Genomic DNA, 14,115 nt, shown 5'->3' with positions numbered 1-14,115 from the left:
AAAGTTAAAACCACGCCCTGCTAATAAAGGGATTGAGACGGCCCACTCCGGGGCGTCTTTCCAGTAGTCTTTCGTTAAAACCACGCCCTGTTAATAAAGGGATTGAGACGGAACGATTTGAGCATCACGCCTTGCAGCTGCGTTAAAACCACGCCCTGTTAATAGAGGGATTGAGACCCATTGAGACGTTGTTCATGGTCATCTAGGCGCAGTTAAAACCACGCCCTGTTAATAAAGGGATTGAGACAACTGGGCAAGGGTGTTTAACGCATCGTTAAAGGTTAAAACCACGCCCTGCTAATAAAGGGATTGGGACCTCAGTAGAACGAACACATAGCCACCTGCATTCGTTAAAACCACGCCCTGTTAATAAAGGGATTGAGACCCTTCCTGGTGTTGTCTGGCCACGCCGCCCTTGTTAAAACCACGCCCTGCTAATAAAGGGATTGAGACAGGTCCGGGCTGTCCGTAATCTGGGCGATGAGTTAAAACCACGCCCTGCTAACAAAGGGATTTATATCAAAATAATTGCATCCTGATATCCAGGCCAAAAAAGCCTCATATACTGTACAAACCACATACTATCCCACCCAACTAAAGCGACAAATCATATCACTACAAGGAGCATTACAAGGCCCTATTAAAAATCAAAATTTTTCAAAGCCATCACGTTAACATCTGCTCATCAAATTCGGTTGGACGATCACATTGGCTCTATCAAAAACCACTAAAACCGCCGACTTAGTAATCTTGTAAAAAAACGCTGCAAGCAGGCATAGACACTAGAGGCGTAGCCAGCATTGGTGTTCATTCCTCTTATGTCGGTGACAAACTGGCTCACCAAGATGGTACATGCTTATAAACGCTCTGGGTGTCACAGCATGTGACACCCTGTTATTTCGGATAGAATACTATTTAGGGGTGAATTCACAGACTCTACTGGTATTCTGAAGACTATTAATAAATCACACCAATTTTGAAAATCCAACTGAAAGATCAGCTCAGCTTATTAATCGATTCGACCAGCGCTTCGGCTTCAGCAATATACTGAGTAAAAACCTTTGGCATTTCATCACTACAGCAAGCTTGCTTGAGTTCTGAAAGCTCAATAGGAAGTTTAATATTGATGACTACGCCATGAGTACGCTTACTGCTTTCAGAGCGATTCCTCAACTTTAAGTCTTTAACGATAAATTCACTGCTCTCATCTCTACTAAAAGTCAGCTCAATACGACTCAGTGACGGCCACTGCTCGGGCGACCCGCAAAAACTCCCCCAGCGACTATTTGCTAGAACCTGCAACGCCAGTTGATGCTGTTTTTCCTGCTCTTCTACCTGACCCTTAGGGTCGTGCCAACTTTGAAGGTTTAGCCCCATATAGAGCCCTTCAGGGCCAAACCAAAGATTAGAAAACAAGTAAAAGTGCTTTAGCTGACATTTGCTTGGCTCGATTCGTACCCAACCCGAGTTTCGCCGAACACTGCAATTATCCACATCCTCCAGTGCTTCAAGAACTGCCTGGTCAAACAGCTGCTCAGTGTCGAAGGCTGCAAGATCCTCGAAAATATCGGGGTCATCTATAGCTTTTTCAGCTAGTTTATCCCATACCTTCCACGCATCATCATACTCAATATATGAGGGATTCCACGTATTCCAGAGTATATTTTCTAAGCCCCTCCATGGATATTGCTCCTCTACCTCAGGCGCTAGAATGTCTCGATACTGTTCTAGGTACATTCTTGTTGCTTGCATATCCTTGCGTACTGCAAGGTCAAGCGTCATATCAAGCGCATTTACCAGTGTTTCTTTGCTAACTAAGTCAAATATTTCACTTTCAAAGCTGTTGTGAATTTTGTTTCCCAAGTCCATAACAAAGTAGCGGGCCAGGTAGCGATTTCCTGCATATTTATCGTTGACAAAGGCTTGATAAGCGGCCAAATCATTCTGAACAACACCGTTGTGCTTGTACTCAAATACAAACACACGCCTCGTTTTGCCCACTTTGACTTCAAAAGCATGGTCAATTCTTAGCCTGCTCTCAGGAATCGATACCTCACTGAAACGATGTTCATCTTTTAACGGGCCAAGTTCAAACTCATTCGCCTCGAACAAACGCTCTAGAAAACCACCGTCATCGATGCTCAACTCATCATAGATCTCTGCAATCCATGCTTTGGCAAACTCATGTGCTAGTTCTGGGTTTCTATCAGGGTCCAACAGGTAATCAAGAAATGCGCCGTGGCGAATTTCATAATTCTCTATCCGCAAAATACGGAAAATGTTGGTTTCCTGACGAATATCATCATCGGCGCTACCTTGCCGTTCCAGTAGCACCTCATTCAACTCCTCAAGTGCCGACTGCATTGCATTCTTATACTCTGTTGGTAACTTTGCCACCCTGCCCACCTATAAATGTATGTGTGTCGATCTCAGTGATCGATTGCCGCTAAGCGACGCTAGAGGTGTCATTCAACTGAGCGCGTGACTTGGAAGAGGCACTCTCCCACGCAAACTGTCGAAGACCGAGAAACTAATAACAAATAAATCAGCAAAGACTATAAGCAAATGACCTTTACCTAGCAATGATCCAGGTTAACAACTGAGTTCAGTATCATGCATGCCAACATAAGTCGCTTTTATCGTATCAAGTGGGCTAGAAAGATGGACTCGCGATAGCGTACACCAAAGGATCCGTGTTCGGGGGTACCCTGGGAATGGTCGGGGTACCATTGGGGGTATTAGTAACAACCGAGACCTAATTTTCCCTTTAGATTCAAATAGTTAATTAAAAACATCGGCCTCCTGTGGGGAGGCCAATTATTCTTTTGATCCACCACAACCCGCCACCTCAGCCTTTCAGCCAGCACATCTCCTCCGCTGGTGACAACGCACCCCACATTGAGCAATAAGTTCGGTACCCGCCCTGGATAGCCAGAGGGCTAAAATCATAAAGCTGGTTTACGCTCTAGCCAGCTACAGCCAAAAGCAGCGACACCGAGCTGGCCTTCTCTGGGGCGACCTACCGCCATATTGATTCGCTGCCAGCCAATCCACATAATGCAACTGCACATTCAATCAACAAGGACGCGATGACTGCTCAACTGCATGAAACTCTGGATTATCAGGGACAACGCTACTCCATGATATCTACGCCGCTGTCAGACTATTTAACCGTTGCCAAAGAAACTCCACGCTTTTTGTTCAGCGGTTTTCATTTAGTGCGCGGCTATCTGGGCCACTGGCAAATTCTGGATCAACACCTGTATTTAACCGATTTAAGCCACACCAGCATCATGGGCGAGCATTGCGAGATGAGCTTGGGCGATGTATTCCCCGGCTACGACGAGCGCGTTTTTGCCCATTGGTACTCAGGCACCCTGACCTTAATCGATGGCCAGCTCAAGCAATACCGCCATCAAGGCTTTGCCAGCGACTACCAGCAGTATCTATTACTGCAAATCGAGCGAGGCAAACTGATTGGGCAGCGCCATAGCAAAAATAAAGGGCCAGCATGAGCGCATTGACAAATATCGCTGTTATTTACCTTGTCATGGGCATACTGATCGGCCTATACGCTCTACGCCGACCCGACACTGGACTAAGAGGCGCTGTTTTTTATGCCCTTGGTTTACTCGTCCTCAGCGTTGCATGGCCGCTGCGGTTGATTAACCGGCTAGCCGCTCGCCGCCAGCCACCCCCGCAACTGCCTCCAACACCCAAGCCCTTTATGATGCAGCGGCAATTTCTACAGCAAGCGCTGACTTTAGCTGACATAGAACAACGCGAAACCCCAAACGACCCTTACCAAGCCGCTCCCGCTAAAGCTTTTGGCTTTTTAAACCCGCAATGGCAAGCCTTTGTTGCCCGTCAGCCCGAGTCATGCCAATGGTGGTCGTTCACTGCAGAGCACCCTTGCCTGCCCGATGAACTTGAACACATAGAGGGCTATGCCGCCGTCGTAGCTGGTGAGCCCGTGGATTATTTTATTGCCGCTAAGTGGCGTCGGTGACAAGACCAACAATCCTACGGCCATCACTAAAAAAAGATCAGCACCAGTATTTCAGCAGCGATATACTCAAAGTTAATACCCACGGATAAGCAATAGACATGTATCACAACATGCTTATCCAGCCCGCGGGCTGACAAGGCTATACTGGTCTATCTCCTAACCCCGATTTAAGATTGGTACTTTACACTGTTTCCGTCATCATAATGAATCTTTGCACATCGAGTGTGGATAAAATCGCTAGCTATTCCATACACAAAGCCCCAGTTGAGCACCAATGAATTGAGCCAACGATAACTTAGATCTCGTCAATAAGGTTGGCAGGTACACCATCAAAAAAACGACAGAAAGGTTTCGATCCGACAAGAGACACACTCTTTTTAGCACGAGTCATAGCAACATAAAGAACCCGCTTCATTAAGCTAATCTCCTCGGAATGATCCTCTTGTGGCAGTCTTTCCAGAAGTCGACACGGGTATTGTGCATCATGCAACCCCATAATAACCACGTGATCAAACTCTAAACCTTTAAGCTGGTGAAAAGTTGTAACAACGACACCACCATCAACACCACCTAGACCAGCACCTTTCACGCTTTGTACTTTCAGGCCACGTTTTTCTAAGGCCATTTTGGCGGGGTACATCTGGCGAGAAAATGGGAGAACAACAGCTACCGTAGTACTTCTCAGGCGTTTGAATTGCTCGAAAATCCAATCATAACCTTTATCGTATGCATCTTTTGGATTCGCACCAACAATCATTTTCACCTTGTCGCCACTCTTCACGGGGCGCTCTGGTGCGGTGTAATCAGTGCTATCTGTCACGTCATTATTAATAAGCAGGTGTGCCGCTACATCCATAATCTGTTTTGTTGTTCGATGACTCGCAGGCAATCGCCGCGAACGGCCTCCCTGCACCTGAATCCCTACAGAGGACCAACTAAAACTTCGTTTGTAGATCTTCTGTGCAAGGTCACCTGCCATACTCAGCGATACGCGAGGAATTTTCACCGCCACTAACAGCCAACTTTTATCGAAATCCTGTACCTCGTCAATCATGACGTGATCGAAGCGTAACTCGTCAGGCAAGTTTTTTCCCTCTTCCTGAAGTGCACGCAAAATCAGCCCTGCGGGATTGTCGTAGTCCGCTTGGCGGGTATCTTCCAACCATTCTTCGTAAAGCTCGAAGACATACCATACGAAACGGCGATCCTCCTGAGATACACGCACGGACGTACCGCGACCTGTTCGCTCTACAGAGAGATAGTCATCTAGCCGCATAAGGTGTTGACCAAACAGCCAAGCAATTTCATCGCCCCACCAAGTCAATAATTCTGGCGATTGCTTCAGATCATAAAGACGATGGTTACCGAGCTCATCAATAGCGACATCAATCAGCTGTAATATTTTCTGACTACGAGCTTTGTCATCGACCCAGCCACCAAACTCAAAACCAAGCGCTTTGACACAGTTCCGTGACCATTCGTGAAACGTCTGGACGGCGATGCTACTTTTCATGCCTGATTTTTTGAAGGTCTTTTTTACATAAGCTGATAATGCCGAATTGTAGGTCAGGAATAACAATGACCCTTTATTCATTGCTGACAAAATACGTCCGGCTCGAGCGGCCAGTACAGTTGTCTTACCGCTTCCTGCTTGGCCTCGAATCAGTAAATGATCCACTGGATCAAGATTAATTACCGCCTGTTGATCTGGAGTAAATATGATTTCAGGAGAAACAACCCTTTCCTCTGCTTCCATGTCCAGTTTTACTTCTGCTACATTACGATCAGATCGGCTTTTTTCAGCTACCAACTGCCCATAGATACTCCACTCATAGCCTGCATTGACCTCAACCTTTCGCTCCGCTTTAAGAGCATAAAGTACAGAATTTACATCGCTGCGATCTACATGCTTGCCAAATTCATCGGCAAGTATTTTAGCTAGACTACGAGCTTTGATAGGTGCATGTAAACCTACCAGCTTTAATAGTTGCTTTTGCAAGACTGCGCGGTCCATATCTATTATCTATCCAACCCAATTGTTACTCCTAGATTAGTAACAAGCTGTTTTTTATTCAATACTCAGATACCCTGTAGAACCCAGTTTAGCCACAGCGTTCTCACTCAGTGATACCCTATCGTGGGCTGCCTCATTTGCTAGCAGCCATTCCCAAAAGAAGCATTAATTATCTCAGTTTGAGAGGTCGCTTCACTGGCGCCGACAGACAGCCCAACACGCACACTGCCGCGTAGCTCAGATCTACGATAAATCTTTTTTTCATAGCACTTTGCTTGGTCCGTCGCTAACGTATTCATCAGACAAAAAACAAGGGCCTTGATGCCATAGTGATACTCATCAGCACTGTACTCCAGCCCGGGAGACATGAGGCACTCCGTTTATGACGGCTACCAGTAGAGTTGGTAATGATGGAGCACCATATAGGCTTTGAAAAGAGAGATGTTGATATAGATAGGGTGGATAACCCATAGCAACATACTGCAGTGCTAACATGTGAGGGGATCCTTAAAATCATCGCTCGAGGTTAATACAAGTACCGTATTACTGATTCATGCGCTTTATCGCCTCTCCCACTGAGATCACGCGCCAACCGTACTGACTGCCCAGAGAGATGGCATCATAATCAATAGCAATAGCCTTTTGTTTATCGGGCCAGGCCAGCTCAAACATGGCAATGACTTCACCACTATCAGCCTGCAACTCGTGGCCCACCACAGGTTTCGCGTAACTCTTTAATCGGTAGTGACGCAATAAATCAGTCACAGAGGTATCTGCCAGTTCAATCAGCTCGTCCCAACTATCCTGACATAACAGGGACTGTTCTTTGCGCAGGCGGTTAAGCTCCTGCATCTGTGCATGAGTCACTCTCATATAGTCATGCTGTGGCTGCTTACGATGGCAATCAATACACAGAGCTTTCAGATTCTCTGGACGATTGTCGCGTTTAACACCGTTGATATGGTGTGTATGCAGTAGAGCAGGATGACTCTGAAGATTCACATTGCAGTGATCACAGCTCCAGTTATGACTCTGGCGGAAGTCGCGGGAAATCTCCTTCCAGTTATCAACATAACCGGCCATATCCACCAGCGCTTCGCGCTTAGGCATGGAGCGAAACAGCGTACTATACTTCGACAAAAATTCGCTGATATCAAAGGCATCGTAGACAGAATCTTTGGCAGCTTTATTCGAGTTTTTATAGCCACGATAATTTAGATAGCCCAAACATAACTTGCACACATGCAACTCTGCTTCACCGCTAACATCCTCGCCCCGATAACCCAGGGTGCCAAAAATTTCGAACTTACCGCTGACGTTATAGGTAGCTTTATAGCGTTCAAAACGCTGTTTACTACGCATTTCATCAAGTTTCTGACAGTCCGCCACATGAAACTTGTTACCTTCTGACCGCCCAGCTAGCACATTGCCGGCCCGAGAACCATGATCGGGAATAAACAGCAATACTTGCCGACCGCGATAACCGAGCAGGCCTTGCTCTATTTCCAATTCATCCAGGCCAATTTCTAGGCCCGCGGTACTGGATAGCGAAGTATCTAGCTCAAACGAATCTTCAATCGCGACCTCAACTGCAAAATCCGGAACAAAACTGCCCATACGTTCGGCACAGGCAATTAACTCTGATAGATTGACATCGAGCTTCACTGCTGAAACTCCAGAATTTTCTTGATCTGAATCTCTGCGTTAGTAATCACACGAAACGTCACACGCCGTGATGCTCTGCGGTCTTCGCGACCGCTAGCATCACTAATAATACGCGATGAGGATAAGCCCACAGCAGCCAGGTGGCGCTTAATCCAGCCGACACGGTCTGCGACCGGCGCCAGCTGATATACATACGACAGCACACTTCGGGTTCGATCCTGCGATAGCTCCATATTATTGAAATATGCTTGGGTATCTGTGACGTAACCATTCCACAGACTACTGGTATGCCCTTCAATGCGCACTTCATTGATAGAGTCTTTAAACTGCCACAGGACATCGAGATAACGCGGGAAGAAATTCTCCAATAGCCGACGATATTCGTACGTCAAATCAGACTTACCCTGAGCAAACAACACCTCGGGAGACTTAAAAGTAAAGGTCAAAGAATCTTTATCGATCTCAGCATCCCAAGTTTTCAGATCATCCTCAAATTCGCCCATCAAGGCTTCATAAATGGCGACCTGATTCTCTTGGTAGGCGACCGCGACTTGCTGAATTTTCTGCTTATCTTGGTTAACTTTCAGCATCAAAGCGACCGCGATAAACAAGAACACCATCATCAAGCCCGCCATCAAATCCGAGACTGATAACCAGTGCGACTCTTCCTGTTCATTAGACTGAGAGGTCAAGAGCTTCATCAAGCAGCTCCAGCAGTGCGACGCACTACATTATCCATTTCTTTGACCAGCTTCGAATAATCCGAGGTAAATTGCCCTGAAATACGTGCCAATGCACGTCCCATCTCAGTCATCACCTGATTCATTTCACGCTCAAGCGCACGATCGAGTGCATTGACCTGCTTAGTCACAGATTCACCGGTATCTGCCAACGCTTTATCCGCCTGTTGCGACAAGCCACTCAATACACGCTGATGCGCTTCGGTCTGACGTTGGGCAGCCTCTTCAAAGGCTTGGCGAACAGAGTCCATCAACTCCTGAGCATTCGCCGTCATCGTCTTCTGTACCGCACCCGCTTCACGAATGACAGATTCACCAACATCGGCAAACTTCTTATTAACCTGCTCGGTTTCTGTTTTCATATCTGTTACCAGAGCACGCATGCTGGCATTCACTTCTTCCAGTGCATCTTGCAAAGTCTGGCGGCTTTCATGACTGTGTTGTTGCAGTACATCCGAGGTGGACTGCAGCGAGGCATTCACGCCATGGGAGTTAGCAACAAACTCTTCCGCACCGGTGGCAATCGCCTGTGACAAGGTGCTAGCACTGTCAGCAATCTGTTTGGCTGACTGCTCTGCTGAATCAGACATCACTTTTTGCACAGACTCAGCCACCCCCTGCATACCAGTGGTGATTTCTTGGTTTACTTGCTGTGCACCGGCAATGGTCTCGTCGATCTGCTTGCGGATTTCCGGTACCGCCTCTACAGCACGATCACGCACATCAGAGAAGGCCGTCAAATGGCGATCCAACTCGTTGATTTGGTGCTGATTGACCTCAACCACGGTTTGCAGTCGCTCCATTGTCTCCGGAATGGTGCCGGCACGCTCACTGATTTTTTCCATCGACTGTTCAGTTGCCGTGATCGCCTGCACCCCCTGTGCATACTGCGCCGTCATATCTGAGATCTGGCCTTTGTAGTTTTCTTGCCACTCAACCAGTTTTTCAACCGCGGCATTTAACTGCTTAAAGTTCTCGCCAAATTGCTCGGTGAGGTTATTATTAAAGTCTTTAATCACGTCCTTAAGCGCGTTAATCACCGTCTCGGTCGCTGACTTCGACAACATGTCAGCAAAATCTTGCAGGTTGCGCCATAAACGTTCTTGGAACTCTTTAAACTCAGCCTGCTGCGCCGCTACATCATTCTGGATATCTACCAGTGTTGTGCCCATCAGTTCACGTACACGCTGGCTCGATTTATGGTTATCAGTAATGTCCGCACGCATCAGCTTGATCTGGCTTAATAGGCTGGAGTCCTCCTCACCGCCGATGGCTTTTGAAAGCACAGCCATTTCATCCGCCTGGCGCACAATCGCCGCGTAAATATCCGTTGCGCCGATCTGATCTTCATCCAAAGCGGGATCAACCGCCTTTGTTAAATAGCCACTCGACACCAGCACTTTATAAAAAATAGACGCCAGCATTCCGATAAGACTGGTAATAAACGCCGTTTTTAAGCCCGCCAGCAGGGCCGGAATGCTTTGCTCTATCTTGTTCACATCAAAATCAAGCAGGCCTACAATGATGCCCGCAAAGGTGCCGAGAATACCCAGGGTCGTCAGCAAAGTTGGCGCATAGTGAGTAAAGCCCTGACCGCGATTACTGCGTTTTAAGTAAAGAGAGATCGCAAGCGTCAGGAAAATCGACACGATAAATGCATCAGCAATGCCCGTCGCCGAGATTCCACGTAGCAGGCTTTCTATCAGGTTTAGCAACTTAAATACTCCTTCACTGTAAGATCGTCGGATCAGGTAGCCATCACAACGCTGAAGGCCATCATGCAACGGGGTTTGTATGCCCGAGGTTCACGCCCCCGCCATGAGCATTACCACACCAGCCGATAATTCGTGTTCGCTACTAACTCGGTGGTTATTACCCCACCCAGTAGGCTGCTAGGAACTGATTCAGCTGGGTTTGGCTAACAGCTAAAGGGACTTGCTGTGATGGATCAGCGCGCAGATTAGTGAACATAACGGCATATACGCTCCACGCGTCACTCACATCTCGCCTTTCGAGCGAAGCCATAACAAACTCATAATCTGGTTACTTCCAACTCATCGAGATCAGTCTATTGAGTAACTTATTTCCAAGAAAGGCGCAGTATGCCCACTTTATAGGAGGCTGAGAAGGGTAAAAGCTCTTATAACAGACAACATGCGACATATAATGTCGCAATACTCGCATTCTAGAAAATGTCTGCTTCGCTTAGCACAACTCCGCGTTGCTTATCGCTTCCTTGTCCTAGGTTAGGAGGCTCTGTTTTCTATCTGATTGGTTTGCTCGTCCTTCGCGTCATTCACTGATGCCAAACATTAGGCGGCATCCCACGTAACAACAACACTGTGCTGATATAAAACAAATGAAGATCGACGGCTGCTTTATGCTGCCGTCTTAAGAGACAAGCATCAATTGATCTTCCTTTGGCCCTACAGCTAGGGCTTAGCAAAGTGGTAAGAAGAGGATTTCGGTAACTCTCAATATCGCTCGCGCTTTTTAACAGGGTCAACAGAGCTGTGTCGTGCTCAACTGAAGCTAATCGCGTGGTCGTGATAAGTCCATAGAAGGCTTAGCTGTTAGTCGCCAATAGCCTCCACCATCCGGCGATTCTTCACTGCTTTTTCAAAGTGATCCAGTTGATGAGGTTGAATCCACCAAGTAGCCGCCTCCATCAGCAGCTCGGGGTCGTCATTTTTTAGGACACCTCTGAGTAATTCTGCACAGCTCTGCGCGAGTGCAGCAAGCTTTCAGAGCAAGGCGACGATGGCAGGAAATGGCCAGTCCTTTTCAACATCGGCAACGACGTTATAGAAACCTGCTGCCCGCGCCCTTTGGGAGCGCCAGAGAACTCTAGCCCTGTGTCGCCGATTTTTGCGGTAGCCTTGCTAGAGCGTCGTGATCTTGAGCCCTCTGGCGTTCCAGAGCGGGCACCGAACTATTCCGAGGTGCCCCAGCCAAAAAGCGTAAAAAGATACATTCCCCCCTTCACCTTTTGCTGAATTTTTTTGCTGCACACGTCAATGATTTTCTGCCGTAATGTGGCTCGCATGACTGGGGCCATCGTATTGATTAAGCGGGTTTTTATCCACAATTTTAGAGAAGCCAAGTTTGTTTAACACCCCAGCATGGCTGCATGAAGGATGTGGCAGCTGCTGTCTAGCAAAGCCTGTGCGTGGATAACGTTACTCGGTGAAGCCAGAAGTGATAAGCGCCGATCATGTCCATATTGGCACCGGTTTTGAGCAAAAATCTTCATAACTGTGCTCTGAACGGCTCAGCCACGGGTTAAGGTGTAAGCTGATGGCTGAATAGACCTGCTCAGCAAAAGGCAATGGCGGTGTGCGTGACAAAAATCATACGCCGCGCGCATTTACAGCGAACGTCTTAGTCTGCTCATGCACTGCCTTGTGATAGCCTAAGCGTTTTATCACAGCAGTAGACTTTTTTATGCGCTCTCTTTTATTGCTTGCCTTAGCCGGCCTCAGTTTTCATGCCACCGCCCTCGACCCAGAAGAACTGCGCGTGGCCAAAGCTGAAACCGAGCAACCCTCATTATTGACGCCCTTGGCGTCGGTCGCGCAGCCATTAAAAGACAAACTCGGTGCAGCCCCCACTTCCGAGCAACTGCAAGCTGCCGGCCATCAACTGTGGCGCCAAGCAGTGACGTTAGCGCAAAGCGAGCTGAGTGATGACAGACCTTTATACTGGAACCGCCTATGGCTGCGCCGCGCATTAAAACAGCAAGGCATGCAAGATGAACAGCTAACAGAACTTGAGCGTGCATCGCGTGGCATTGACGATATTAACTTTGATCAAAATGCCGATGTGCGTATTTTAATTACCGGTTTTGATCCGTTTTTTCTCGACCGTTACTTGCATCAATCCAATCCATCTGGCTTGGCCGCATTGCAACTCGACAATCAAGTATTAACACGAAACGGTCGCCGCGCCGAAATAGAAGCAGCGATGATTCCCGTGCGCTTTGAAGATTTTGATCAAGGCATGATCGAAGCGTTATTAACACCGTATTTAACCACTCATAAAGTCGATATGGTGGTCACTATTTCTATGGGACGGGAACATTTTGATTTAGAACGCTTCCCCGGCTTAAATCGCAGCGCCAAAGCACCGGGTAATCGCAATATTTTTACCGGCGCGACCCATGAGCAACCCCTACCGCCTAGGCTTATGGGTGAGGAGCTAGCAGGGCCGCAGTTTGTTGAGTTCTCGCTGCCCGTTCACGCCATGCAGCAAGTGCAAGGGCGCTGGCAGGTGAAGGATAATCGCCAAGTGCAAACGCTGGAGCAAGGCCAATTTGCAGCCGAAAATTTGGGCCAACTGGCAGGGCAAACCTCAGTCGAAGGCTCTGGCGGTGGTTATTTATCCAATGAAATCAGCTATCGAGCAATTCTATTGGGCCAACAGCTCAACCCAGATATCGCCATCGGTCATATTCATACCCCAGCCGTGCGTGGCTACGAAGCTGATACCGAAGAGGCCATTGTTGCGCAAATCCGCGCCATGCTGACCCAAGCCATTGGCGCGCTTTAAAATAAAATCGCCGTGCTGTGACACGAGCCGTGACATAAATAAGGGCCACATCCGTGGCTCTTGCTCGCCCCCGATCAAACCCACTCACCTTTCTACCCACTCACCTTTCTACCCACTCACCTTTCTACCCGCATTGCCTCGCCCCCACATCAAGATGGGAAATGCGCTTTACTGATGCGGGTCATGACATCCAAGCTACAGCATGCTACCTTGGTTATATAGAAATATAGAATATCCTTAGAACCAAATGACATTAAGCCGGAGGCTTTATGACGCCGCTTGTGACCGCCTTCTTCGACGAGCCCACATTTACCTACAGCTATGTGGTGCAAGACCCGCAGTCTAAGCATTGCGCCATTATCGATTCGGTGCTCGACTTCGATTACTCCGCTGGGCGCACCGATACCCGCTCTGCAGAAGCCTTGCTGGCGTTTATTGAACAGCACGGCTTAGTAGTGGATTGGATTTTAGAGACCCATGTGCACGCCGATCACTTATCGGCCGCGCCCTATTTGCAGCAACATACTGGCGCACGCTTGGGCATTGGCCAGCACATCACCACAGTGCAACAGGTGTTTGGCAAAGCCTTTAACGCCGGCACTGAGTTTGCCCGCGATGGCAGCCAGTTTGATGCCTTATTTGCCGATGGCGATGTCATCAACATTGGGCAACTGCAGGGCCGTGCACTGCACACGCCCGGCCACACCCCAGCCTGCATGACGTATTTATTTGGCGATGCCGCTTTTGTCGGTGACACCCTATTTATGCCAGACTACGGCACCGCCCGCTGCGACTTTCCTGGTGGCGATGCCCGCAGCCTCTACCAATCGGTACAAAAGATTTTTGCCCTGCCCGATGAAACGCGCTTATTTATGTGCCACGACTACCTGGCCCCCGGGCGCGAGCATTATCGCTACCAAAGCACAGTGAAAGAAGAAAAAGTCGCCAACGTGCATATTCATCAAGGCGTGAGCGAAGACGAGTTTGTTGCCATGCGCACCGAGCGCGACGCCACGTTGGATATGCCGCGTCTGATTTTGCCATCGGTGCAGGTCAATATGCGTGCCGGCCAAATGCCGCCAGCGGATGATAACGGTCAGGTGTATTTAAAACTGCCACTCAATTTATTCTGATAGGAA

General features: G+C 48.2%; 10 protein-coding genes, 1 pseudogene and 1 CRISPR repeat array (1 of these 12 running past the window's edge). Of the genes and pseudogenes, 4 read left to right on the top strand and 7 right to left on the bottom strand.

Going from position 1 to position 14,115, the window contains the following annotated elements; all coding sequences use genetic code 11:
- Window positions 1-520: a CRISPR direct-repeat array (repeat unit 36 nt; unit sequence GTTAAAACCACGCCCTGTTAATAAAGGGATTGAGAC) (it extends 826 nt beyond the left edge of the window).
- Between the two features lie 476 nt (window positions 521-996).
- Window positions 997-2,397: a PDDEXK-like family protein gene (locus IE090_RS05205; RefSeq protein WP_189387286.1), complete on the bottom strand. Its 1,401-nt coding sequence runs from the start codon at window positions 2,395-2,397 to the stop codon at window positions 997-999.
- Between the two features lie 692 nt (window positions 2,398-3,089).
- Between IE090_RS05205 and IE090_RS05200 the strand changes: the two genes are divergently transcribed.
- Together IE090_RS05200 and IE090_RS05195 are read left to right on the top strand one after the other, a co-directional pair.
- Complete coding sequence (locus tag IE090_RS05200) at window positions 3,090-3,515, top strand: hypothetical protein (protein ID WP_189387285.1); 426 nt, start codon at window positions 3,090-3,092, stop codon at window positions 3,513-3,515.
- 212 nt (window positions 3,516-3,727) lie between these two features.
- Window positions 3,728-4,009: a hypothetical protein gene (locus tag IE090_RS05195; protein WP_189387284.1), complete on the top strand. Its 282-nt coding sequence runs from the start codon at window positions 3,728-3,730 to the stop codon at window positions 4,007-4,009.
- A gap of 295 nt (window positions 4,010-4,304) precedes the next feature.
- Here the strand turns inward: IE090_RS05195 and IE090_RS05190 are convergent, their stop codons facing one another.
- The 6 genes and pseudogenes from IE090_RS05190 to IE090_RS17810 all read right to left on the bottom strand — a co-directional run.
- Entirely contained in the window at window positions 4,305-6,023 is a 1,719-nt protein-coding gene (locus IE090_RS05190; RefSeq protein WP_189387283.1) for a UvrD-helicase domain-containing protein, read from the bottom strand.
- Window positions 6,024-6,163: 140 nt separating this feature from the next.
- Entirely contained in the window at window positions 6,164-6,391 is a 228-nt protein-coding gene (locus IE090_RS17815; protein WP_229815477.1) for a hypothetical protein, read from the bottom strand.
- A 175-nt stretch (window positions 6,392-6,566) separates the two neighbouring features.
- Window positions 6,567-7,688, bottom strand: coding sequence for an HNH endonuclease (locus tag IE090_RS05185; RefSeq protein ID WP_189387282.1), 1,122 nt, complete (start codon window positions 7,686-7,688; stop codon window positions 6,567-6,569).
- Window positions 7,685-8,389 (bottom strand): OmpA/MotB family protein, encoded by a 705-nt coding sequence (locus tag IE090_RS05180; protein ID WP_189387281.1) that lies wholly within the window; start codon window positions 8,387-8,389, stop codon window positions 7,685-7,687. Before IE090_RS05180 ends, IE090_RS05185 begins: the two co-directional genes overlap by 4 nt.
- Window positions 8,389-10,143 carry an anti-phage protein ZorA-like protein gene (locus IE090_RS05175; RefSeq protein WP_189387280.1) on the bottom strand — a complete coding sequence of 585 codons (1,755 nt, stop codon included), beginning with the start codon at window positions 10,141-10,143 and terminating at the stop codon, window positions 8,389-8,391. Before IE090_RS05175 ends, IE090_RS05180 begins: the two co-directional genes overlap by 1 nt.
- Window positions 10,144-11,001: 858 nt before the next feature.
- Window positions 11,002-11,109: pseudogene (locus IE090_RS17810) on the bottom strand (DUF6500 family protein); the annotation flags it as partial.
- Between the two features lie 763 nt (window positions 11,110-11,872).
- Here IE090_RS17810 and IE090_RS05170 point away from each other — a divergent pair.
- A complete protein-coding gene (locus tag IE090_RS05170) occupies window positions 11,873-12,976 on the top strand; it encodes a PA0049 C-terminal domain-containing protein (protein ID WP_189387279.1) in 1,104 nt (367 codons plus the stop codon).
- Window positions 12,977-13,245: 269 nt separating this feature from the next.
- Complete coding sequence (locus tag IE090_RS05165) at window positions 13,246-14,109, top strand: MBL fold metallo-hydrolase (protein WP_189387278.1); 864 nt, start codon at window positions 13,246-13,248, stop codon at window positions 14,107-14,109.
- The last annotated feature ends 6 nt before the right edge of the window (window positions 14,110-14,115 follow it).

Source organism: Bacterioplanes sanyensis, from assembly GCF_014652515.1.
GTDB lineage: Bacteria > Pseudomonadota > Gammaproteobacteria > Pseudomonadales > Oceanobacteraceae > Bacterioplanes > Bacterioplanes sanyensis.
Note: the sequence above shows the minus strand (reverse complement) of the source record. Positions and strands in the feature narration are given on the sequence as shown.

Coding starts and splice junctions, on each gene's coding strand:
- IE090_RS05170 (WP_189387279.1), top strand. CDS start 11,873: ATGCGCTCTCTTTTATTGCTTGCCTTAGCCGGCCTCAGTTTTCATGCC.
- IE090_RS05195 (WP_189387284.1), top strand. CDS start 3,728: ATGATGCAGCGGCAATTTCTACAGCAAGCGCTGACTTTAGCTGACATA.
- IE090_RS05190 (WP_189387283.1), bottom strand. CDS start 6,023: ATGGACCGCGCAGTCTTGCAAAAGCAACTATTAAAGCTGGTAGGTTTA.
- IE090_RS05165 (WP_189387278.1), top strand. CDS start 13,246: ATGACGCCGCTTGTGACCGCCTTCTTCGACGAGCCCACATTTACCTAC.
- IE090_RS05200 (WP_189387285.1), top strand. CDS start 3,090: ATGACTGCTCAACTGCATGAAACTCTGGATTATCAGGGACAACGCTAC.
- IE090_RS17815 (WP_229815477.1), bottom strand. CDS start 6,391: ATGTCTCCCGGGCTGGAGTACAGTGCTGATGAGTATCACTATGGCATC.
- IE090_RS05180 (WP_189387281.1), bottom strand. CDS start 8,389: ATGAAGCTCTTGACCTCTCAGTCTAATGAACAGGAAGAGTCGCACTGG.